The sequence below is a fragment of the Nocardia sp. CNY236 genome, from assembly GCF_000482385.1.
Classification (GTDB): Bacteria; Actinomycetota; Actinomycetes; order Mycobacteriales; family Mycobacteriaceae; genus Nocardia.
The window spans coordinates 130583-152627 of sequence record NZ_AXVD01000015.1 but is presented as its reverse complement, the minus strand read 5'-3'; the positions used below and the strand labels follow the sequence as shown (position 1 = coordinate 152627).

At 65.5% G+C, this 22045-nt stretch carries 21 protein-coding genes; 14 read left to right on the top strand and 7 right to left on the bottom strand.

Annotated elements, in window-relative coordinates:
• Position 1: 1 nt before the first annotated feature.
• The 10 genes from K940_RS0110930 (at position 2) to K940_RS0110890 (ending at position 10818) form a co-directional block, all read left to right on the top strand.
• The gene (locus tag K940_RS0110930) at positions 2-724 is read left to right on the top strand and encodes a cell division protein FtsQ/DivIB (RefSeq protein ID WP_369797496.1); all 723 of its coding nucleotides are present in this window, start codon (positions 2-4) and stop codon (positions 722-724) included.
• Between the two features lie 349 nt (positions 725-1073).
• Complete coding sequence (ftsZ, locus tag K940_RS0110925) at positions 1074-2393, top strand: cell division protein FtsZ (RefSeq protein WP_028477575.1); 1320 nt, start codon at positions 1074-1076, stop codon at positions 2391-2393.
• A 92-nt stretch (positions 2394-2485) separates the two neighbouring features.
• Positions 2486-3214: a peptidoglycan editing factor PgeF gene (gene pgeF / locus K940_RS0110920; RefSeq protein WP_028477574.1), complete on the top strand. Its 729-nt coding sequence runs from the start codon at positions 2486-2488 to the stop codon at positions 3212-3214.
• On the top strand, positions 3211-3957 hold the full coding sequence (locus K940_RS0110915) for a YggS family pyridoxal phosphate-dependent enzyme (protein ID WP_028477573.1): 747 nt from the start codon (positions 3211-3213) through the stop codon (positions 3955-3957). The genes pgeF and K940_RS0110915 overlap by 4 nt, the downstream gene beginning before the upstream one ends.
• 104 nt (positions 3958-4061) lie before the next feature.
• Complete coding sequence (locus tag K940_RS0110910) at positions 4062-4835, top strand: cell division protein SepF (protein ID WP_028477572.1); 774 nt, start codon at positions 4062-4064, stop codon at positions 4833-4835.
• An 89-nt stretch (positions 4836-4924) separates the two neighbouring features.
• Positions 4925-5227 (top strand): YggT family protein, encoded by a 303-nt coding sequence (locus tag K940_RS0110905; protein ID WP_028477571.1) that lies wholly within the window; start codon positions 4925-4927, stop codon positions 5225-5227.
• 60 nt (positions 5228-5287) lie between these two features.
• On the top strand, positions 5288-6142 hold the full coding sequence (locus K940_RS0110900) for a DivIVA domain-containing protein (protein WP_028477570.1): 855 nt from the start codon (positions 5288-5290) through the stop codon (positions 6140-6142).
• An 85-nt stretch (positions 6143-6227) separates the two neighbouring features.
• The gene (locus K940_RS32940; protein ID WP_369797495.1) at positions 6228-6413 is read left to right on the top strand and encodes a hypothetical protein; all 186 of its coding nucleotides are present in this window, start codon (positions 6228-6230) and stop codon (positions 6411-6413) included.
• A 315-nt stretch (positions 6414-6728) separates the two neighbouring features.
• Positions 6729-9860, top strand: a complete 3132-nt coding sequence (ileS, locus tag K940_RS0110895) for an isoleucine--tRNA ligase (RefSeq protein WP_028477569.1) — start codon at positions 6729-6731, stop codon at positions 9858-9860.
• A 382-nt stretch (positions 9861-10242) separates the two neighbouring features.
• A complete protein-coding gene (locus K940_RS0110890) occupies positions 10243-10818 on the top strand; it encodes a C40 family peptidase (protein ID WP_051407076.1) in 576 nt (191 codons plus the stop codon).
• A 115-nt stretch (positions 10819-10933) separates the two neighbouring features.
• Here the strand turns inward: K940_RS0110890 and K940_RS0110885 are convergent, their stop codons facing one another.
• The gene (locus tag K940_RS0110885) at positions 10934-11821 is read right to left on the bottom strand and encodes a UTP--glucose-1-phosphate uridylyltransferase (protein ID WP_036528253.1); all 888 of its coding nucleotides are present in this window, start codon (positions 11819-11821) and stop codon (positions 10934-10936) included.
• Between the two features lie 304 nt (positions 11822-12125).
• Here K940_RS0110885 and K940_RS27835 point away from each other — a divergent pair, with 304 nt between their 5' ends.
• The 3 genes from K940_RS27835 (at position 12126) to K940_RS0110870 (ending at position 16754) form a co-directional block, all read left to right on the top strand.
• Positions 12126-13472, top strand: a complete 1347-nt coding sequence (locus tag K940_RS27835; RefSeq protein WP_051407087.1) for a DNA polymerase IV — start codon at positions 12126-12128, stop codon at positions 13470-13472.
• 202 nt (positions 13473-13674) lie between these two features.
• Complete coding sequence (locus K940_RS0110875) at positions 13675-14178, top strand: hypothetical protein (RefSeq protein WP_028477566.1); 504 nt, start codon at positions 13675-13677, stop codon at positions 14176-14178.
• Between the two features lie 152 nt (positions 14179-14330).
• Positions 14331-16754 (top strand): cation-translocating P-type ATPase, encoded by a 2424-nt coding sequence (locus K940_RS0110870; protein WP_028477565.1) that lies wholly within the window; start codon positions 14331-14333, stop codon positions 16752-16754.
• Between the two features lie 35 nt (positions 16755-16789).
• On the opposite strand, the gene K940_RS0110865 is transcribed toward K940_RS0110870, so the two are convergent.
• The 3 genes from K940_RS0110865 to lspA are packed head-to-tail and all read right to left on the bottom strand — an operon-like array spanning position 16790 to position 19132.
• The gene (locus K940_RS0110865; protein ID WP_231390324.1) at positions 16790-17473 is read right to left on the bottom strand and encodes a hypothetical protein; all 684 of its coding nucleotides are present in this window, start codon (positions 17471-17473) and stop codon (positions 16790-16792) included.
• Complete coding sequence (locus K940_RS0110860) at positions 17445-18371, bottom strand: RluA family pseudouridine synthase (RefSeq protein WP_028477563.1); 927 nt, start codon at positions 18369-18371, stop codon at positions 17445-17447. The genes K940_RS0110865 and K940_RS0110860 overlap by 29 nt, the downstream gene beginning before the upstream one ends.
• Positions 18368-19132 carry a signal peptidase II gene (gene lspA / locus K940_RS27830; protein WP_081706281.1) on the bottom strand — a complete coding sequence of 255 codons (765 nt, stop codon included), beginning with the start codon at positions 19130-19132 and terminating at the stop codon, positions 18368-18370. The genes K940_RS0110860 and lspA overlap by 4 nt, the downstream gene beginning before the upstream one ends.
• A gap of 182 nt (positions 19133-19314) precedes the next feature.
• On the opposite strand from lspA, the gene K940_RS0110850 reads away from it, so the two are divergent.
• Positions 19315-20268 (top strand): hypothetical protein, encoded by a 954-nt coding sequence (locus tag K940_RS0110850; RefSeq protein WP_028477562.1) that lies wholly within the window; start codon positions 19315-19317, stop codon positions 20266-20268.
• A gap of 67 nt (positions 20269-20335) precedes the next feature.
• Here K940_RS0110850 and K940_RS0110845 read toward each other — a convergent pair whose 3' ends face one another.
• Genes K940_RS0110845 through K940_RS0110835 form a run of 3 tightly spaced genes read right to left on the bottom strand, consistent with a single transcriptional unit; the run spans position 20336 to position 22027 of the window.
• Positions 20336-20782 (bottom strand): ubiquinol-cytochrome c reductase iron-sulfur subunit, encoded by a 447-nt coding sequence (locus tag K940_RS0110845; RefSeq protein ID WP_028477561.1) that lies wholly within the window; start codon positions 20780-20782, stop codon positions 20336-20338.
• A 14-nt stretch (positions 20783-20796) separates the two neighbouring features.
• Positions 20797-21366, bottom strand: a complete 570-nt coding sequence (locus K940_RS0110840; protein WP_028477560.1) for a DUF6529 family protein — start codon at positions 21364-21366, stop codon at positions 20797-20799.
• Positions 21356-22027, bottom strand: coding sequence for a hypothetical protein (locus K940_RS0110835; protein ID WP_028477559.1), 672 nt, complete (start codon positions 22025-22027; stop codon positions 21356-21358). The genes K940_RS0110840 and K940_RS0110835 overlap by 11 nt, the downstream gene beginning before the upstream one ends.
• Positions 22028-22045 lie beyond the last annotated feature (18 nt).

The window sequence follows — 22045 nt, the reverse complement described above, 5'->3', positions numbered from 1 at the left end:
CGTGCGCGGGGTGGCAGGGGTGCGCGGGGACCGGCGCCGTGCGAACGGTCGGTCCGGTGGGCTGGGACGGAGCCGAATTCGGCTCGGGGTGCTGCTCGTCGTCGCCGCGCTGCTCGGAGCCGGTGCCCTGGCATGGTTCACCCCGGTGGTGTCGGTGCGCTCGGTGCAGATCGATGGTGCGGCAACGGTATCCGAACAGCAGATCCGGGAGTTGTTGGCCATCCCTTCGGGACGTTCGATGCTGCGCATCGACACCGCGGCTGCCGAGCGGCGGGTGGCCGGCCTCCCCAAGGTGCACACGGTGCGAGTACAGCGGGTGTTTCCGTTCACTGTTCGTGTGACGCTCGTCGAGCGTGTCCCGGTACTGTTCTACGACAGTCGGCACGGCGCGCATCTGCTGGATGCGCAGAGCGTGGAATTTGCCGTCGAGCAGGCGCCGATCGGGGTGCCGAAGTTGATCACCGAGCACCCGCACAGCGCGGATCCGGTGACCCGGGCCGCGGTCTCGATCGTCGCAGCCATGCCGGCCGCGCTGGCCCTCCAGGTGGACGAAGTTGTGGCGCGGTCCATTTCGGACGTGTCCTTGAGCCTGAAAGATGGTCGTACGGTATTGTGGGGCGGGGCCGACGACACCGAGCGCAAGTCGGCGGTCGTGTTGCCGTTGTTGACGCGCCCGGGAACAGTATTCGATGTTTCGAGCCCAAATCTGGTCACGGTAAAGTGATTCCGACCCGGTACGCCCAAGAAATTCTCGTCGGTCCGGCAGTAGGTCCGTCGTCGAGTAGGGGTCGGGGCAACCGTTCACCGTATGACGTGTGGAGTGGCGAGGCAGGCGGGGTTGGGCAAGTTTCTGACCCTGGCTTCGGCGCGCCTGCGCGCGTATCGCGGCGGCTGCGAATACCGTTCCGCACCAGTCGGATACTTGACATATCGCTGACCCTATGGTTGAGCTTTAGGGTTTGGACCCGGGCCGTGGTTCGCTTTCGGCAGCGACCCGACCCCGGAACGGGTCGACGCACGGTGTGTCGAGGATCCGGAAACGACACGCTTAGATCGAAGGAAGGCGAGAGCCCATGACGCCCCCGCACAACTACCTTGCGGTGATCAAGGTCGTCGGTATCGGCGGCGGCGGTGTGAATGCCGTCAACCGGATGATCGAGCAAGGACTCAAAGGTGTCGAGTTCATCGCAGTCAACACCGACGCACAGGCGCTGTTGATGAGTGATGCCGACGTCAAACTCGACGTCGGCCGTGAGCTGACCCGTGGTCTGGGAGCGGGTGCGGACCCCGAGGTCGGTCGCAAGGCCGCCGAGGATCACAAAGACGAAATCGAAGAAGTGCTCAAGGGCGCCGACATGGTCTTCGTGACCGCCGGCGAGGGTGGCGGCACCGGTACGGGTGGCGCTCCGGTTGTCGCGCAGATCGCCCGCAAGCTCGGCGCGCTCACGATCGGCGTGGTCACGCGCCCGTTCTCGTTCGAAGGCAAGCGTCGCGGCAATCAGGCCGAAGTCGGCATCAATCTGCTTCGAGAGTCGTGCGACACGCTCATCGTGATCCCTAACGACCGACTGCTGCAACTCGGTGATGCCGCGGTGAGCTTGATGGATGCGTTCCGGTCGGCGGACGAGGTGCTACTCAACGGTGTCCAGGGCATCACGGACCTGATCACGACCCCCGGTTTGATCAATGTCGACTTTGCAGATGTCAAGAGCGTGATGTCCGGGGCAGGTAGCGCGCTGATGGGCATCGGTTCTTCGCGCGGTGAGGGGCGCTCGGTGAAAGCGGCCGAGGCGGCGATCAATTCACCGCTGCTCGAGGCGTCCATGGACGGCGCGCACGGGGTGTTGTTGTCGATTGCGGGTGGGTCGGACCTGGGTCTGTTCGAGATCAACGAGGCGGCCTCACTGGTACAAGAGGCCGCGCATATCGAGGCCAACATCATCTTCGGCACCGTGATCGACGACTCCCTCGGCGACGAGGTGCGCGTCACCGTGATCGCCGCGGGCTTCGATGGAGGCGGGCCGGCCCGGCGCACGTTCGACACCACTGGGCGGGTGAACATCGGCTCGGCGCGTGCCGGGGAGATCGGGCAGGGTCGGGTCGGCGAGATCGGGCAGGGTCGGGTCGGCGAGATCGGGCACGGCCGAGTTGGGGAGATCGGGCACGGCCGAGTTGGCGAGATCGGGCAGGGCCGGGTCGGCGAGATGCCGGCGCGTGCCGGTGACAGTGCACCGAGCGCGTCTGGACGCAGCGCGTTGCCCGGCTATCGGCCCACCGAGCGGCAGCGCACACCGGTCGAGCCGCCGGCGCCGAATCCCAGGGCGTCCCTCGGCTCGTCGGAGGGCGATGACGACGACGACGTGGATGTTCCCTCGTTCATGCGCAGGGGGTAGCGGCTCGATCGAGTTCCGCCGCGTCGCCGGCGAGGTCGACGTGGGCCGGGACAGTTCGCCGGCCTGGATCGAGCGCCGTTAGGCTCGTTGTCATGACCAGCGCGCCGGCCACGACCGTTCGACGGGTTGTCACGACCAGATCCGGGGGTTACTCGCAGCCGCCCTACGAAAGTTTCAATCTCGCCGACCACGTCGGTGACGATCCGGCGAAGGTGCGGCGAAACCGTCGGCGGCTGGCCGAGAAGATCGGCTTGCCGGCCGAGCGCTTGGTGTGGATGGAGCAGATCCACGGCCGCACCGTGGAGATCGTCGACGGCCCTCGCTCGCACCCGGTCCCCGCCACCGACGCGGTCGTGACAACCGTCTCCGACCTCGCGCTCGTCGTGCTCACCGCCGATTGTGTGCCGATTCTGCTGTCCGATGACCAAGCGGGCGTGATCGCCGCGGTCCATGCGGGACGGGTGGGCGCGCGCATCGGGATCGTGCCGCGCGTACTGACGGCCATGGTCTCGGTCGGGGCGAGCCTCGGCCGAATCGGCGCTTTCCTCGGGCCGGCCGCGTCCGGCCGGCAATACGAGGTACCAGCCGCGATGCGCGACGAGGTCGAGGCGGATCTGCCCGGCAGCGCGACCGTGACGATTCGAGGGACTCCCGGACTGGACCTGCGTGCGGGCATCGCCCGGCAACTCACCGAAGCGGGCGTTGCCGCGGTTGCCGTGGACCCGCGCTGCACCATCGAGGACCGTGCATTGTTCAGCCACCGCCGTGCAGCGCCGACGGGCCGGCTCGGTGGGGTGATCTGGAAGGCGGTCTCGCGATGAACGAGCAGCGCGAGTCCGCCCCGGCGAGAACGGCCGAGTTGTCCGGCAACTTGGCAAGCCTGCTCGCGCGGATCGATGCGGCATGTCGCGTTGCGGGCCGAGCGCCGGAATCGGTGCGGCTACTGCCGGTGACGAAGTTCTTTCCTGCCTCCGACGTGGCGGCGTTGTATCGACTCGGGCGGCGGCAGTTCGGCGAATCGCGGGCGCAAGAGGCCGCTGACAAGGTGGCGACACTGCACGCCGCCGCGTACCCGGGTATCGGATGGCACATGATCGGACGACTGCAGCGCAACAAAGCACGGAGTGTAGCTCGCTGGGCGCATGCGGTGCACTCGGTCGACAGCGAGCGTCTGGTAGCTGCCCTCGACACCGGCGCGCGGGCCGCACTGGACGCCGGAGAACGTACCGAACCGATCCGGGTACTGCTGCAGGTGAGTGTGGATGGAGATCCTGCTCGTGGGGGCGTTGCTGCAGATGACCTCGCTGTTCTGGCCGACCGGACGGCCCGGGCGCCCGGATTGCGCCTGTCGGGGCTGATGGCGATTCCGCCGCTGCAGTCGCATGCCGAGGCCGCCTTCGCCCGTCTCGCAGCGATCCACACTCGGCTGCGTGCCGAGTATCCGGGCGCGGCGGAGCTGTCTACTGGAATGTCTGCAGATCTGGAGGCAGCGATCACGCACGGTTCCACGCTTGTGCGTGTCGGTACCGCCCTGATGGGCGCTCGGCCGATAACCTCGGAGTAGCAAAGAACCTCATCAGTCACATTCGACACATATGCTGGGGGCTGACGAGGGCTGAGCAAGACTTCAACACCCGGCCGCCACCGGGGCCGAAGGAAGGTCGACCAATGAGCACGCTGCACAAGTTCAAGGCGTACTTCGGCATGGTTCCGCTCGATGACTACGAGGACGACTATGTCGACGATCGCGCCCCTCGGGGTATGGACGAGCGCGGCGCCCGCCGGCCCCGTGACTACTCCGACCGAGACGGATATGTCGACCGCTACGGGGAGGAGCGGTACACTTCGGACCGCTTCGATGCCGACTATTCCGAGCCGGCCTACACGTCGCCGTACAAGGCGGGTTATTCGGTGTCGCGGCGCGACGAGTACGCCGACACGCACTATGGCGCCGACCGCTACGAGACCTCGCGCCGACCCACACGGATCGACTCCGCTCCGTCGGGGCGGTTCCGCGCCAGCGGGAGTGCGCCGACGCTGCGTGGCGCTACCCGCGGTGCGCTCGCCGTCGATCCCGACGCCGAGGAGCGCAGGCTGGAGGAGCGCATGCGTCCCGAGCCCGCACCGGTGCGGCGGCCCGGGATCTTCGAGGACGGAGGCCCCTTGTCCAAGATCACCACGCTGCGCCCGCGGGACTACAGCGAGGCTCGAATCATCGGCGAACGCTTCCGTGAGGGCAACCCGGTGATCATGGACCTGGTCGATCTGAGCAACGCCGATGCCAAGCGACTGGTCGACTTCGCTGCGGGGCTCGCGTTCGCCCTGCGTGGGTCGTTCGACAAGGTTGCAACGAAGGTGTTCCTCCTCTCACCGGCCGATGTCGATGTATCGGCCGAGGAACGCAGACGCATCGCGGAAACCGGCTTCTATAACCAGAAATAGAGTCGTGATCTGGGGGGTGGGGCAGACCGGCGGCCGCTGGTGTGACACGATCATTTTGCACACCGCGATTTTTCCGGCAGAGTGAAGTCGTGGCCTTGTTCGCGGTGCTGTACTTCGTACTGTTCATCTTCTGGCTGTTGCTGATCAGCCGGGTGTTTGTCGAGTTCATCCGTAGCTTTGCCCGAGACTGGCGTCCTCGGGGCGTTCTGGTGATCATCTTGGAGGTGATCTTCACGATCACCGATCCTCCGGTGAAACTCTTGAGGCGGTTGATACCTCCGGTGTCGCTGGGAGGAATTCGGCTGGATCTGTCGATAATGGTCCTGCTTTTCATCGTCTTCATCCTGATGTCGGTTGTACAGAGACTCGGGCAACCCGTCGCCGTGGTGTGACAGAATGGGCCGAGAAGACAGCTCGCTAGATCTCCAAAAGACGCGTGAAGGGATCCTTCCATGCCGCTGACCCCAGCCGATGTGCACAACGTCGCGTTCAGCAAACCGCCGATCGGGAAGCGCGGCTATAACGAGGACGAAGTGGACGCCTTCCTGGATCTCGTGGAGCAGGAGCTCTCGCGTCTGATCGAGGAGAACGCTGATCTGCGTCAGCGGGTTGCCGAGCTCGACACCGAATTGGCCGATGCGAAGAGCAGCCGTGGGGCGGCAGCGGTGAGCACTGCGAAGGCGCCGGCTCCGCAGGCTCCGCCACCGGAGCCGGTCAAACCCCCGGTCCCGGTCTCGCCGCCTGTCCCGCCTCCATCGGCGCCGGCAGCCATCGATGGTCCCACGGCAGATGCCAATCTGCACGCGACGAAGGTGCTCAGCCTCGCTCAGGAGATGGCCGATCGGCTGACCAGCGACGCGAAGGCCGAGGCGGAGAGTCTGCTGTCGAATGCTCGGTCGAACTCCGAGCGGCTGGTCGGTGATGCGCGTACCCGGTCGGAGGCGATGATCGCCGATGCGCGGCAGAAGTCGGATGCGATGCTGTCGGACGCGCAGACCCGCTCGGACACTCAGTTGCGTCAGGCCAAGGAAAAGGCCGATGCGTTGCAGGCCGACGCTGAGCGCAAGCACACCGAGATCATGGCCACCATCACCCAGCAGCGTGGTGTGCTGGAAGGCCGGATCGAGCAGCTCAAAACGTTCGAGCGGGAATATCGGGTGCGATTGAAGTCCTACTTGGAATCCCAGTTGGAGGAGCTGGAGAATCGCGGCTCGGCGGTGCCGGTCGATGGTGGCGAGGCGTTTGCCGACTCCACCACCACAGCAGACAACTTGGCGCCCGCCTCGTTCGCGAAGGGCGGTAAGTAGCGCCGGTCGTTGCGCAAGGAGTACGTAGTCCACGTAGAGGAAATGTCGAGCCGTATGGCATGTCTTGGGGGCCAATGTGCTCGTCGTGACACTTGTTCTTGCAGCGATCGGTTGTGCGCTGCTCATTGCTGCGTTGGTAACGGGAGCCATGATCTGGGCCTGGGGGTGCATCGTGGTCTGCAGCGTCGGAGCGGCGCTGTTGCTGGTGAGTGCCCTATCTGTACGCAGACCCGACAACGAATCCCCGCCGTCCGGGCACAAGCCCCGTTGACGACAATCCACGGATAACCCCCGCCGGTGACGATGCCGGTCGAACGCGGGGCCGGCCGTGTAATCCCCGTTGACCGCTCTGGCTAGAATCGGAGTGAAAGCGGTGTGGATCCGGCTATCACCGGGGAGCCTTCGGAAGAACGGCGCGGCGCGCTCAGTAGAACCGAACGGGATGAGCCCGTCACAGCTCGAACAACGAGTGGTCCGGTGTCGTTTCGCTACGCCGGACAAGCGGGGTGGTACCGCGGTTTCGGCGCACCGGCGTCGTCGTCGTCCCCGTGTCAGGACGGACACGGCACGAGGAGACGTACCCACGATGGACAAGACCTCCAGCAATAGCGCGTATCCGCGCGTCGATCTGAGCGGCGGGAACGGAACTTCGTTCCCGGAGATGGAGCGCCGGGTGCTCGACGCGTGGGCGGTCGCCGACACATTTCGTGCGAGCATCGAAAATCGGTCCAGCGCATCGGAGTTCGTCTTCTACGACGGCCCGCCTTTTGCCAATGGTCTGCCGCACTACGGCCATTTGCTCACCGGATATGTCAAGGATGTCGTGCCGCGTTTCCAAACTATGCGGGGAAAGCGGGTCGAAAGACGATTCGGGTGGGACTGTCATGGGTTGCCGGCAGAAATCGAGGCCGAGAAACAACTCGGAATCACGGACAAATCACAGATCGATTCGATGGGGTTGGCAGAATTCAATGCGGCCTGCAAGTCGTCTGTGCTGCGTTACACCGGAGAATGGCGCGACTATGTGACGCGCCAAGCCCGATGGGTCGACTTCGACAACGACTACAAGACGTTGGACATCGATTTCATGGAATCGGTGATGTGGGCATTCAAGTCGCTCTATGACAAAGGCTTGATCTACCAAGGTTTTCGAGTACTGCCCTACAGTTGGTCCGAGCAGACGCCGTTGTCGAATCAAGAGACTCGCCTCGACGACGCCTATAAGATGCGGCAGGACCCGGCGGTAACCGTCGATATGCCATTGCGGATTCCTGTCGATCATCGCTTGCACGAACTCGATGGCGCCAACGCGCTGATCTGGACCACGACACCGTGGACGCTGCCATCCAACTTGGCGATCGCGGTGCATCCCGATATTCGCTATGTACACCTACGCGTGACCAGCGGACAGCGGTATCTTCTTGCTGCCGAACGTGTCTCGCACTACCTGCGGGAGTTCGGTTCCGAGATGGAGGTACTCGGCGAATTCACCGGTTCCGAACTGTCCGGTCTGTCCTACGCTCCGCCGTTCGACTTCTTCCTGGGCAATGCAAACGCGCATCGGGTACTCACCGCGGACTATGTCACCACCGACTCCGGCACTGGGATCGTGCATCTGGCACCGGCTTTCGGTGAAGAGGACATGGAGGTGGCCGCGAGTCACGGCATCGAACTGGTGCAGCCGCTGGATGCCGGCGGAAAGTTCACCTCGATGGTTCCGCCGTACGAAGGTCTGATGGTGTTCGACGCCAATCCGGTGATCATCAAGGACCTCAAGACCGCGGGAAAGTTGTTGCGGCACGAGACGATCGAGCACTCCTACCCGCACAGTTGGCGTTCCGGACAGCCGCTGATCTACCTCGCAGTGCCCTCCTGGTTCGTCGCGGTCTCCACCTTCCGCGATCGGATGGTGGAGTTGAACAAACAGGTCACCTGGGTTCCCGAACACATCCGCGATGGTCAGTTCGGAAAGTGGCTGGAAGGAGCCAGAGACTGGAACATCAGCCGAAATCGCTATTGGGGCAGCCCGATTCCGGTGTGGGTGTCCGATGATCCGGCCTACCCGCGGGTCGACGTCTACGGCTCGCTGGACGAGCTGCAGCGTGACTTCGGCGTACGTCCGACCGATCTGCATCGACCGATGATCGATGAACTCACTCGGCCGAATCCCGATGACCCGACGGGTAAGTCGGTTATGCGCAGGGTGCCGGAGGTGCTCGACTGTTGGTTCGAGTCCGGTTCGATGCCCTTCGCCCAGGTGCACTATCCGTTCGAGAACAAGCAGCGGTTCGACGACCACTTTCCCGGTGATTTCATCGTCGAATACAACGGGCAGACTCGTGGCTGGTTCTACACACTGCATGTGCTGGCAACCGCTCTGTTCGACAGTCCGGCGTTCAAAACGGTTGCCGCGCACGGGATCGTCCTCGGTGAAGACGGTCTGAAGATGAGCAAATCCAAGGGAAACTATCCGGATGTGAACGAGGTGTTCGACCGGGACGGTTCCGACGCCATGCGATGGTTTCTCATGAGTTCACCCGTGCTACGGGGTGGGAACCTCATCGTGACCGAACGCGGTATTCGTGAAGGGATCGGTCATGCGTTGCGGCCGTTGTGGAATGCGTGGTCGTTCCTGCAGCTGTACGCCGCCGGCCCCGGCACGTGGCGGACGGATTCACCCCATGTCCTGGACCGGTACATCCTGGCGAAGTTGGCCTTGACCAGGGACGTCATGACCGAGGCACTTCAGGCCTACGATATCGCAGGAGCCTGTGAGCAACTGCGGTCGTTTGCCGACGCGCTGACCAATTGGTATGTACGTCGGTCACGCTCGCGATTCTGGAACGAAGACCAGGATGCGGTGGACACTCTGCACACTGTGCTCGACGTGGTTGCCAGATTGGCCGCGCCATTGTTGCCGCTGCTCACCGAGGTGATCTGGCGCGGGCTGACCGGTGGAGAATCGGTGCATACGACGTCGTGGCCCGCGAAGGACGAACTGCCGCACGACCCGGAACTGGTTGCTGCCATGGACGAGGTGCGCATGGTGTGTTCGACGGTGCTCAGCGTGCGGAAGGCCCAGAATCTGCGCGTGCGGCTACCGCTGGCCGAGGTCACCATCGCCGCGGTGGATGCCGAACGGCTGGCGCCGTTCACCGACATCATCGCCGATGAGGTCAATGTCAAGAAGGTGGATCTGACCACCGATGTGGACATCCACGGTCGGTTCGAGCTGGTGGTCAACGCCCGTGCCGCAGGTCCGCGTCTCGGCAAACAGGTACAGATGGTGATCAAGGCGGTCAAGGCCGGGCAGTGGTCGGAGAACTCCGATGGCGTGGTCACTGCGGCTGGGATCGCCCTGTTGCCAGAGGAATACACCCAGCGTCTGGTCGCCGCCGAACCCGAGTCGACTGCGGCGCTGCCGGGCAATACCGGCCTGGTGGTGTTGAATTCGGTGGTCACCGAAGAGTTGGCGGCCGAAGGCTGGGCCCGCGATCTCATCCGGGACTTGCAGCAGACCCGCAAGGCCGCGGGGCTCGATGTTTCCGATCGTGTCGTGGTCGTTTTGCAGGTGCCGCAGGATCGGGCAGTGTGGGCCGAAGTCCATCGTGACCTGATTGCCGGCGAGATTCTCGCTACCCGTTTGACCATCGGCAAGGCCGGCCCAGAGGCGATCGACCTGGCCAGTGGTATCCGGGTCGAGCTCACCAAGGCCTGACTGTGCGCTCGGCCGCGGATCGAATCGTGCATGGAAAAACCGGGTGCGATCCGTAATCGCTCCGAGACCGGTATGCAACATTCAGCATGTGATATGTATCACATGCTGAATGTTTGCTATTAGCCCGCGCGCTGCCAGTTGCTCGCGGCACAATCGCGATGCTGCTCCTGTGGTGGACGGTCCCCCCGGGGGCGGCGGTCTGTATTTCGTGGTCTGTTCTCTCCGAACTGTGCGCGCACAACGCTCTGCGTCGTGCGTGTTGAATGCGGCTGCGTCGGGCGCGGCACCTGCCTGCGTTGGACGCGGTATCCACGGCTCTGTCTCGATGGCGCCGGGGTGCAATGTGTCAGCCATATTTGCTGAAAAATTGCCCGTTGATCGAATGCACGGAAAGGGCGAGCACGTGCCGACAAAATTTTTGCGTCACATCACATTCGGATTCTTGCTATCCCTCATCGCGGCTGTCGTATGTGCCGGACCCGCATGGTCGGATACCGGGAGCTCATCCCTGAGTGGGCCGGGGAGTTCGTCATCCGGTTCGTCATCGGGTAGCGGTTCGGGCAGCGCGTCCGGCCTCAGCAGCACCGGCTCGGCTATGCTGCCGGTTCCCAGCGTGCGTGGCCTTGCTGCACTCGCAGTAGCCACCACTCAGCTCGGCAAACCCTACGAGTGGGGCGGGACCGGGCCGTCCAGCTGGGACTGTTCGGGTCTGGTGCAGTGGGCGTTCCGCCAAGTCGGCGTGCGAATTCCGCGCACGACCTGGCAGCAGGCGAGCGCGGGTGCACCGGTTCCCCGGGCCGCTCTGTCTCCCGGTGATGTCGTGGTACTGAATCGAGACGGCTCACATGTCGGGATCTACGCGGGCTTCGGAGAGGTTCTCAACGCTTACGGTTGGGGCGTGCCGGTCGGATTCACCCCGTTGCGCGAGTTCGACATCTACGCCATACGCCGTTTCTGAGTGCCACCGGGTTGGAAGCCTGGCATCGACCACGACGCGCAGGATCGCCTGCGGCTCGGGCAATGTGGCCCCGACCGACCGGGTCGAGGCCACATCGCGCGACGCTGAGGGCGCCTCAGCTGTCGAGGTCGCTGGCGAGCGTACGCAGCACCGGTCCGTATCGGGGATGGGCGAGCGCCGAGGCGAACTGAGCGACCAGATAGTCCGCCGGGTTCCCGGTGTCGTACCACCGACCGCGAATCACCTGACCGAATACCGGACTCTGCGCCGCGTAGATGTTGATTGCGTCGGTAAGATAGACCTCGCCGGTGCGATGTTCGTACCACGCCTCGGTCTGAGCCCGCAGTTCCTCGATGATTCCGGGCGTGACCACATAGCCGCCGATCGCCGCAAAGGAGGAGGGGGCATCCTCGGGCTTGGGCTTCTCCCGCAATCCTGTGATTCGCAACAGGCCGTTGCCGTGGTCACCGGCCACCACGGGAACGCCGTATCGGTGCGACTCGGCAGAGTCCATCGGCATCAGCGCCAGGACGGGCGCGCCGGTGGTCGCGTACGCATTGATGAGTTGCTGGGCCCGCGGTATTTCGGCGACGAATACGTCGTCCGGCCACAGCACCAGCATCGGCTCGTCGCCGAGATTGCGGGCGGCATTGAGCACCGGAGTGCCGTTGCCGTATGGCCCGTGCTGGTCGAGATAGGTGATGTGGCCGAGACGGGACAGTTCACCGACTTCGTCCACGGCGTCGGCGAAGGCGGTCTTGCCGTCTGTGCGCAGCGCAGCCGCGAGCGCGGGGTTGGGGCGGAAGTGATCTTGGATCAGCGACTTTCCGCCGCTGACCACGATGGTGATGTCGGTGATGCCCGAAGCGACCAACTCGCGGACCGTGTGCTCGATGACCGGCTTGTCGCCGACCGGCAGCATTTCCTTGGGGATGGCTTTGGTCAGCGGGAGCAGCCGGGAGCCGATACCGGCGGCCGGGATGACGGCCTTGCGGATACTCATATATCCGATCATCACACACCCGAGCACATCGTCGGCGGCGACGGCGCGGCAGGTCGGCGAGCGTTCGGTACTGGTTGGTACATCTCCCTGCACCTGCGGCTACGCTGCTGATCCGGGGTTCCGACCGCCCGGGCGTGTCGGCGTCGCGGCGTACATTGCGGCTGTGTGCCCCCCACAGTCGAACGCCGAGAGTCCGGTCGCCTCCGCGGTCCAGGCCGGGACTGCGGACGGCGAGGTCCCGAACCACAGGGGCGAGTCGGCCGGGGCCGTCGATGCCGCTCGCCGTTGGGTTCTGCATGTGGACATGGACGCGTTCTTCGCCTCGGTCGAACAGCTGACCCGGCCTACATTGCGTGGTCGACCGGTATTGGTCGGAGGAACCGGCGCCCGGGGGGTGGTGGCCGGAGCCAGCTACGAGGCGCGGGTTTTCGGCGCGCGTTCGGCGATGCCGATGCACCATGCGCGTCGGCTGATCGGCGTCACCGGCGTGGTGGTGCCGCCGCGGGGCGCGGTGTACACGGCGGTGAGTGAACAGGTCTTCGATGCGATTCGCGAGCGGATTCCGGTGTTGGAGACGTTGTCGCTGGACGAGGCATTCGGTGAGCCCGCCGAACTTGCGGGTGCGAGCACGGCGAAGGTGCGGGCGTTCTGCGAGGACGTGCGCACACAGGTGCGCGCACGCACCGGGTTGACCGCGTCGGTGGGCGCGGGAACCGGAAAGCAGCTGGCCAAGATCGCCTCCGGGCTGGCGAAGCCCGACGGGGTTCGGGTCGTTTCGCCGGCCGAGCAGCCGAAGCTGCTGGCCGGGTTGCCGGTGCGGAGCCTGTGGGGCATCGGACCGGTCGCGGAGAGCAGGTTGCGCGCGCTGGGCATCGAGACTGTGGGGGCGCTTGCTGCGCTCGCGGAGTCGGAGGCGATGTCGATTCTCGGCAACAGCTCCGGCGCCGCGCTGCATCGTCTGGCCAGAGGGATCGACGACCGACCGGTCGCCGAGCGTGCCGAAGCCAAGCAGATCAGCGCGGAGACCACATACGAAACCGATATCGTCACCCTCGCCCAGCTCCGAAAGGCCGTCGCGGACATGGCGGCGGCAGCGCATCGGCGCCTGGCCGACGATGGGCGTGCGGCAAGAACAGTGGTACTCAAGCTGCGGAAGTCGGACCTGAGCGTGGTAACCCGCTCGAGCACGCTGCCTTTTGCGACCGAGGACTTGGCGACGCTGGCCGCCGCGGCGCAGCGCTCGGCTCTCGATCCCCGAGAGCTCGGACCGGTCCGCCTCGTCGGCGTCGGCTACGGGGGCCTGTCCGCGGTTCGTCAGGATTCGCTGTTCCCCGAACTCGATCACGGCGTATCCGACGAGGAGGTCGCCGCGGCCGGGCTCCGCGCTTCGGAGGAAGAACCCTCGGCCGAGGGGGCTGGCGCCGCAAACGATCTCGCGCGGCCTGCCGGGACGCTCGACACCCGCACCTCGTGGCGCCGCGGAATGGATGTGACACATCCACGGTATGGTCACGGCTGGGTGCAGGGCGCGGGATCGAGTGTGATGACCGTTCGGTTCGAAACCCGTTCGACCGGTCCGGGTCCGGCGCACACCTTCGCCTTGGACAACACCGAACTCACCCGGGCAGATCCGCTCGGCAGTCTGCAGTGACAGCGGGGTAACGGAGACAGCGGCTCGACAGCAGTGGTTCGTCCGCGTACGGTCGCTGCCGACGCAGCCACCGGCGTCCGGTGGAATTCACCGGTGTTGCGGGTGCCGGTAGTCTGAGGCCTCGTGCAGCGGGCGCCGATTCGGGCGACGGTTGCCAAGGTGGAACACGACACGGACCTCCTCGAACGCAAAGGACGAGCAGTTGAAGCTTCGTAAGACTGGACGTATCGCGATAGCCGGCCTGGCCATGGTCGCCGCGCTCGGCATGACGGCTTGCGGTGACGACGACAGCGACAACACATCTGCCGCCGAGACCTCGACCAGCGCCGCAGCGTCGGCAACGGATACCGTCACTTTGCCGCCGGTACCCACGGTCGAGGAACTCAACGCCGACCTGGCCCGCGCGCTCGACCCGTCGGTGCCGGCTGCGGAGAAGCTGGAGAAGATTCAGGGCGCCGAGGTCGACCCGACGTTGCCCGACCGTCTGGCCCAGGCTGCGGCGGAAAACAATGTAGAGATCCAGGTCGTCGACGTGTCCTCGTTCGGCGAAGCTGTGGAGGCCAAGGCCATCTTCACCCTCAACGGTGAGCCACAGCCGGAGGTCGGCGTGCCATTCGTCGTGGACAACGGTAAATGGAAGATTCAGAAGACATGGGCGTGCAATATGCTGGCCAACCTCGGTGAGGAGTCGGTGGCCTGCGCCTAGTTCGCGGTATCACCCGAGTCGGTCGCCGGATACCTCGGTGACCGACTCGTTTTCGCTGTATGCCCCCCGACCATGCGCTGTTCGCGGCCGATGAGACGGGCCGGCACCAGCAGCACGAGGGGTGCCCACCGCCGTCACGTAGCCTTGCGATCATGTCGATAATCGCGCAGGCTCCACGTGCGACCGGACTCACCGCCGCGGAGGTCGAGCAACGGCGTCGTGACGGTTTGACCAACGACGTGCCGGCTCGCGCGAGCCGGTCGGTCCGCGACATTGTCCGCGCCAATGTCTTCACCAGGATCAATGCCATTCTCGGCGTGCTGTTTCTGCTGGTGATGGCCGCTGGATCCATCATCGACGGCATGTTCGGCCTGCTGATCGTCGCGAACAGCGCTGTCGGCATCGTCCAGGAGATTCGCGCCAAGCGCACCCTCGATCGCCTGGCCATTGTCGGTCAGGCCAAGCCGACGGTGCGCCGCGGCGAGACGGCCGTCGAGATCGCGCCGGGTGAGGTCGTGCTCGACGATCTGATCGAACTCGGTCCCGGCGACCAAATCGTCGTGGACGGAGTAGTCGAGGAATCCACGCTGCTCGAGGTGGACGAATCGCTGCTCACCGGGGAGGCGGACCCGATCGACAAAGCGGTCGGTGCCACGGTGATGTCCGGCAGTTTCGTCGTATCCGGTTCCGGCGCCTACCGTGCCACCAAGGTGGGTCGGGACGCCTACGCGGCGCGGCTGGCGGAAGAGGCGAGCAAGTTCACCCTGGTGCATTCCGAATTGCGCAGCGGCATCGACAAGATCTTGACCTTCATCACCTATCTGCTCGTCCCAGCGGGCCTGCTGAGTATCTACAACCAGTTGGTCTCCAGCGGCGAGTCGTGGCGACCGGCGGTCACCGGGATGGTCGCCGCACTCGTGCCGATGGTGCCCGAGGGGCTGGTGTTGATGACATCGATCGCGTTCGCGGTCGGTGTGGTGCGTCTGGGGCGCCGCAAGTGTCTGGTGCAGGAGTTGCCCGCCATCGAAGGGCTGGCCCGGGTCGATGTGGTGTGTGCCGACAAGACCGGAACACTGACCGAGAACGGAATGCGACTATCGGACATCCGGACGCTGGAGGACTTCGAGGACACCGAAGTCCGCGCCGCGCTGGCCGCGCTGGCCGCCGACGACTCCCATCCGAATGCCAGTGTGCAGGCGATCGCCGAGGCGCTACCGCACGGACCTGGGTGGCAGCGTACCGCCGTCGCCCCGTTTTCTTCGGCGAAGAAATGGAGCGGCGGCTCCTATGGTGCGTCCGGTGACTGGTTGCTCGGCGCGCCGGACGTGCTGCTCGACCCGGACTCCGAATATGCCGGTGTCGCCGAGGAACTCGGTTCCTCCGGACTGCGCGTACTGCTGCTGGCGCGTAGCGATCGTCCGGTGGATGCGCCGGACGCCCCCGGTGTGATCCGACCCGCTGCATTGGTGGTACTCGAGCAGAAGATTCGATCCGACGCGCGTGACACCCTGGAATACTTCGCCGCGCAGAATGTGTCGGTCAAGGTCATCTCCGGCGACAATGCCGTATCGGTCGGCGCGGTGGCATCCTCGCTGGGCTTGGCGGGTGGTGACCGAGCCCTGGATGCCCGAGAGTTGCCCGACGACGCCGAGCCGCTGGCCGAGATCGTGGAGCGCAAAACGACCTTCGGTCGAGTCCGGCCGGACCAGAAGCGCGCCATGGTCGCTGCTCTGCAGTCTCGAGGCCATACCGTGGCGATGACCGGCGACGGGGTGAACGATGTCCTCGCACTGAAGGACGCGGACATCGGTGTGGCGATGGGGTCGGGAAGTCCGGCTACCCGCGCGGTTGCCCAGATCGTGTTGTTGGACAACAAGTTCGCGACATTGCCGGCAGTGGTCGGTGAGGGGCGTCGGGTGATCGCCAACATCGAACGAGTGTCGAATCTGTTTCTGACCAAGACCGTGTATTCGGTGTTGCTCGCCTTCCTGGTCGGAGCCGCCGGGATCGGTTCGCAGATCTTCGACTACGAACCCATCGGCTACCCGTTCCTGCCGCGCCACGTCACGATCGTCGCGTGGTTCACCATCGGCATCCCGGCGTTCATACTCTCTCTCGCACCCAGCAACGAACGTGCGCGCCCCGGATTCGTGGGGCGCGTGATGCGGTTGGCGGTTCCCTCCGGCGTCGTGATCGGCCTGTCCACCTTCGTCTCCTACTTGATCGCCTACGCAGGTCCGCAGGCCAGCGAGGAGCAGCGCGTACAGGCCGGCACGACCGCGCTCATCACCCTGATCATGATCGCGGTCTGGGTGTTGGCCATTGTCGCGCGACCGTATGTGTGGTGGAAAGTCGTATTGATCGTGACGTCTGTGGCGGCGTACGTCGCCCTGTTCATGATTCCGTTCACCCGGGAGTTCTTCAAACTCGACCCCTCCGATCTCACGCTGACCGGCGCCGCTGTGGCCTGCGGCGCGGTCGGCATCGTGCTCGTGGAACTCGCATGGTGGGTGAGCGCGGCGGTACACGGCGACACGCGGCGATTGTTGCCCAGTTCTCCGGGTGGAGCGGCCTGACGGCCGACGAGTGGGTCTCGAGTGCTGCTGGCGGCCTACGGTTGCGGGATCGGACCGTCGTCGGGGCCGGGTAGCACGATGCCGCGATGGGTGGGCAACAGTGGAGCGACTGCGAAGCTGCCCGCCACTGCGTCGGCGGGCAGTGCTTGCACGCTGCGAACGCCATCGCGCGTGGCGAGGCTGCGCAATTCGGTCAGCGATCCATAGACGACGAGTCCGACCGCGCACGCACAGTCGGCCCGCAGCCGTGCCGCGGCGACGGACACGGCTCGGGCGGAGCGGTCGTCGGTGGGGGAGGGTAGTAGCCATGCTGCGTCGCGCGCCGAATCGGCCACCGTCGCGAGGTCGTGGAGCACCGGTACCGCGACCAGGGGAGTGTGTACCCGCGGCAGGGTCACCTGGTACAGCACCTGAGCGATGTGCGTGCCGCCGCTGTGCGCCGAAATCTGTGCCGGCGCCACGGGTGCGGTGAACGACACCAACCCCCAGTGCCGATCCCGGTCGGTGCCGTCGAGTGAATCCCGTGCCCGCGCCAGGTAGTCCACGACCAGTTCACCGTGGTCGGGTCCGAGTCGATCGGTGGCCACCGCAGGTCGATAGGGTTCGGCAAGTATGCCGAGCGCACCGAGCACGATGACCAGCGCGACGATCCCGACGGTGACGACCGACCGCCACGACCGAGCCAGACGGTCAGCTGGTGCGCAGGATGTCCAGGGCATGGTTCAGATCGTCCGGATACTCGCTGGTGATTTCCAGGGAGCGGCCGTCGGCAGGATGCTGGAACCCCAGCGCACGGGCATGCAGCCACTGGCGCTGCAACCCGAGGCGCTGCGCCAGACGGGGGTCCGCACCATAGGTCAGGTCGCCGCAGCACGGGTGGCGGACCGCGGAGAAGTGCACCCGGATCTGATGCGTGCGGCCGGTTTCCAGATGGATGTCCAGCAGGCTGGCCGACCGGAAAGCCTCGAGCGTGTCGTAGTGCGTGATACTCGGTCGGCCATCGGCGGCGACAGTGAACTTCCAGTCGTTGCCTCGCGCTCGGCCGATCGGGGCGTCGATGGTGCCGCTGCTGGGATCTGGATGTCCCTGGACCAGAGCGTGGTAGCGCTTGTCGACGGTGCGTTGCTTGAACGCACGTTTGAGCACGGTGTACGCCTGCTCGGACTGTGCGACCACCATCACTCCGGAGGTGCCGACGTCGAGGCGGTGCACGATGCCCTGCCGCTCGTGGGCTCCGGAAGTGGAGATGCGATAGCCCAGCGCGGCCAATCCACCCACCACGGTGGGGCCACTCCAGCCGATGCCGGTGTGCGCCGCCACGCCGACCGGCTTGTCCACCGCGACGATGTCGTCGTCGGCGTAGAGGATCTTCATGCCTTCCACCGGTTCGGCCACGATGTCGAGCTCTCGTCGGGGTTCGGGGAACTCCACTTCGAGCCACGCGCCGGCAGTAAGCCGATCGGATTTGCCCGCGGCGATGCTGTCGAGCAGTACCGCGCCTTCTTCGGCGAGCGCGGCGACCACCGTGCGGGACAGGCCGAGCAACCGGGACAGGCCGGCGTCGACGCGCATTCCGTCGAGCCCGTCGGGAACCGGCATCGTCCTGGTCTCTCTCATGCCGTCCTGCCCTTGCGTGCGGCGTCCTTCTGTGCGGTGCTTCTGTCTGCGGTGTCTCCGTGTCCGCGGTCTTCGTCTGCGCTGCGGTCTTCGTCTGCGCTGCGGTCTTCGTCTGCGGCGCGGTCTTCGTCTGCGGTGTTGTCTTCGCGTGTGCTGTTGTCTTCGTTTGCGTGGCGCTTGCTCACGCTGTTGCGAGCACTGCGGCCGATACGGGTGCCGTTCGGTTCGAAACCGAATACGGTGAGCGCCACGAGCGTGATCGCGCCGCACACGATGGAAGAGTCCGCGACATTGAACACCGGCCACCAGCCGATCGCGACGAAGTCCACGACATGACCTTGGAGTGGGCCGGGTGCACGGAACAGCCGGTCGACCAAGTTGCCGAGTGCGCCACCGAGCACCAGGCCCAGGCCGATCGCCCACCACGGCGAACGCAGGGTACGGCCGATGCGGACCACGCCGATCACGACGGCGACCGCGATCAGAGTCAACAGCCAGGTCATCCCGGTGGCCATGGAAAACGCCGCGCCCGGGTTGCGCACCAGAGTCAACCGCGCGAAATCACCGATGATCGGTACCGGATCGCCGGGAGTCAGGTTCGCGACCGCGAGGATCTTGGTGAGCAGATCCAGACCGAATATCACCGCTGCGATGACCAGTAGCATCGCCAGGCGTGGCGGGGCGCTCGCCGGGCTCGTCGGATCAGCGATATTCGCTGGGTTTGCCTCGGGCGGCTGATCGTCACTCACGCCGACCATCATCTCTCGAGCTGGATCATGGGCTGTGCGCGCGTCCGGTTGCGCGGCTGGCCGTGTGCGGGGCGCTCGACGCGCCCTGCACATGGGGCGCTCGACGCGCCGCGCATATGGGGCGCTCGACGCGCCGCGCGGACCGACGAACACTCCGATGTCCCAGCCAGCACTCAGGTAGCGCCCGTACCCTGTTGCACGTGACGGTGTTGCCTTCCCCCCACCCTCCTCGGAGCGCGCGTTCGGGTGTGCTGCTCATGGTGCTCGCGCTCGGGTTGTCCGCTTTCGGTGTCGGTTGCAGTGACCGCGCGCAATCGTCCGGCGACGGCGACAGCGCGGAGCCGCTGGGAATCGGCAAGGAAGTGACCATGCCGATTCCGGAGTCGGTGACCACGGTCGTTTCCACCGGTGAGCAGCCGCGTTCGCTGCTGCGGCCCGCCTACCCGGCGGGCACGGCCCAGCGGGTGACGCTGTATACCGCCTATCGCATCGAACAGCAGCTCGACGAGCAGCCGACCCATGACTATTCCACTCCAGCACTGACCATCCCGATGACCGCGCGCACCACCGCCGACGGCATCGACCTGATCTTGGGCACCGTCACCTCGCCGGATCCGGTCCTGGCCAAGGCGCTGACCAAGATCGGCGGTTCGCACGCGAGTTTCGATCTCAGTGAGCTGGGCGCGATCACCGCGTTGCGGCTCGAACCTGCGCCGGAGGCGCCGCACACGGCGCGCGCTGCTGTCGAGCAGGCGTTCTACCAGGCCGTGTACCGCTCGATTGTGTTCCCGAACGAGCCCGTCGGTGAGGGTGCCGTATGGATGGTGCACCAGGAAGTCTCCAGCGGAATGCTCCTCGATCAAGTGACTACTGCGACGTTGATCGAACGCGAAGGGCACCGACTCACCATCGACCTGCAGGTAACTCAGACACCGAAGTCGCCGGTCTGGAATCTTCCCAATCGTGCGGGCACTCTGGATATCCGGGACTACGTCATGCAAGGGGCGGGCACCATCACCGTCGATCTGGGTCTTCCGTTGCCGGTCTCCGGGTCCATCACCGTCGGTGGGCATCAGGTCTACCGCGATCCGCGTGCGTCCAGCGTATTGCAGCAGACGATCGATACCCAGGTGTCCTGGACGGAATGATGGGCCGCGCTCGACCGGCGCGCCGAGGCGCCGGTCGGTCCAGGCAGCGCCGGCTCGACGGATGCGATCATTCGGCGATGATCGCATCGCCTTGCACTCGAATGCGCTTCTCGGCGAGGGGTTTGGTGGCCGGTCCCTTCGCGACCGAGCCGTCCAAACCGAATTGGCTGTTGTGACACGGGCAGTTGATGGTGCCGTCGGACACGGTGGCCACTGTGCATCCCGCATGGGTACACGTGGAGGACAGACCGACAAACGTGCCGGCGCTGGGTTGGGTGACCACGGTGTTACCGATGATCACGCCCCCACCGACCGGGATGTCGGTGGTCTTGGCGAGCGTGGTCGCCGTCGGAGCGCCGCCGGCTGCCCGATCACCGTCGGAGCCGGGCGCGGCATCTGCCGGTGCTGCGGTGTCCTTGCCGTAGGTGGCGCACGCGGTGAGCGCCGCCGCTGTGACAGCGCTCGTGCCGGCAATGACGACGCCGCGACGGGTATGGGTTCGTTCGAAGGTCATGGGTCGAGTTCCAATCAGAAGACGAGGCCGTTGTGCTGGAAGAACCACAGCGCGGACGTCAACCAGACGCCGGTGAGGCCGGTGAACACCATGCCACCGGCGACTGGGACGATCCAACCGGGCAGGCCCTTTCGGGTGAGCAACAGCATCTTGGCGACGAAGGCGCCGTAGAAGAAGCAGCCCAGTAGTGAATGCAGCAGGACACGGGACTGGGAATGTTGGAAGCCCAGCGCGTACAGGCAGTGCACCGCGACCGGGACGCTGGCCAGCACGGCCAGCCTGCCCGACCACACATGGGCCGCACCGATCCACCGGGGCGATCCCAGTCGGGGCAGCCGACCGTACATCACCATGGCGGAGGCCACCTGCCCGAGGCCCAAGACCACGGCGAGTGTGGCCAGCCACGACTTCACCGCTGTCGGGCTGGAAAAGCCCGCCACATTGACGGAGAAGAACCGCGGCTCGTGAACCTGGCCGTAGACGCCCAGAACCACGGCGACCGCGGCGCCGACCATCACGGGGATGGTGATGGCCACAGCGGGTCGGATCGGAACCATCGGTGTGGTTTCTGGTTCAGTGGGCATCGTCGCCACCACTGACCCTGCGTGCAGTCACCGTCTCGCCATCGACTGTTGCCGTCGCATCCGGCGACAGAACCGGAGCCGGTGACCGTGTCCCATCGGCACCACGCTGCACGCCGGTCACGACACCGTTCGCATCGACGATCCAACTCTGCCGGACGCCGCCGCTGCGGTAGACATAGAGACCGGCGGGTTCATCGACGGGCGTGGCCGTGAAGTCCCATTGCGTGCCGCCGAGCGACAGCGTCCCGGTGACCGTCGTGCCGTCGTAGCGGCCGTCGAGCCTGGCCTCGCTCTTGCCGTCGAGTTGCAGCGTGGCACCGAGTGCGGCGCCGCGCAGCCAGGACTCGACGGCGTCACCGTCACAGGCATATGCGATCGCCTTGTCGCCCTCGACGGCGATCGCCAGGGTGATCGGCGCACCGGTGGACACCGGGATGGTCCCCACATAGTCGGCCTGCGTGGGAAAGGCCTCGGTTGTCGACTGTGGCGTTTCGGTGTTCGGTGGCGTTTCGGTGTTCGGTGTCACCGCGCTGGCGGCGTTGGCCGCGGATGTCGGTGACCCTGCGGCCGGCTCGGCCTCTTTGGACATGTTGACGACCAACAGCACTGCGCCGAGCGCTGCTACCGCCGCCAGGGTGAGCCATGGCCCTGATCGTTTCATCTGATCTCCTCGAAGGTG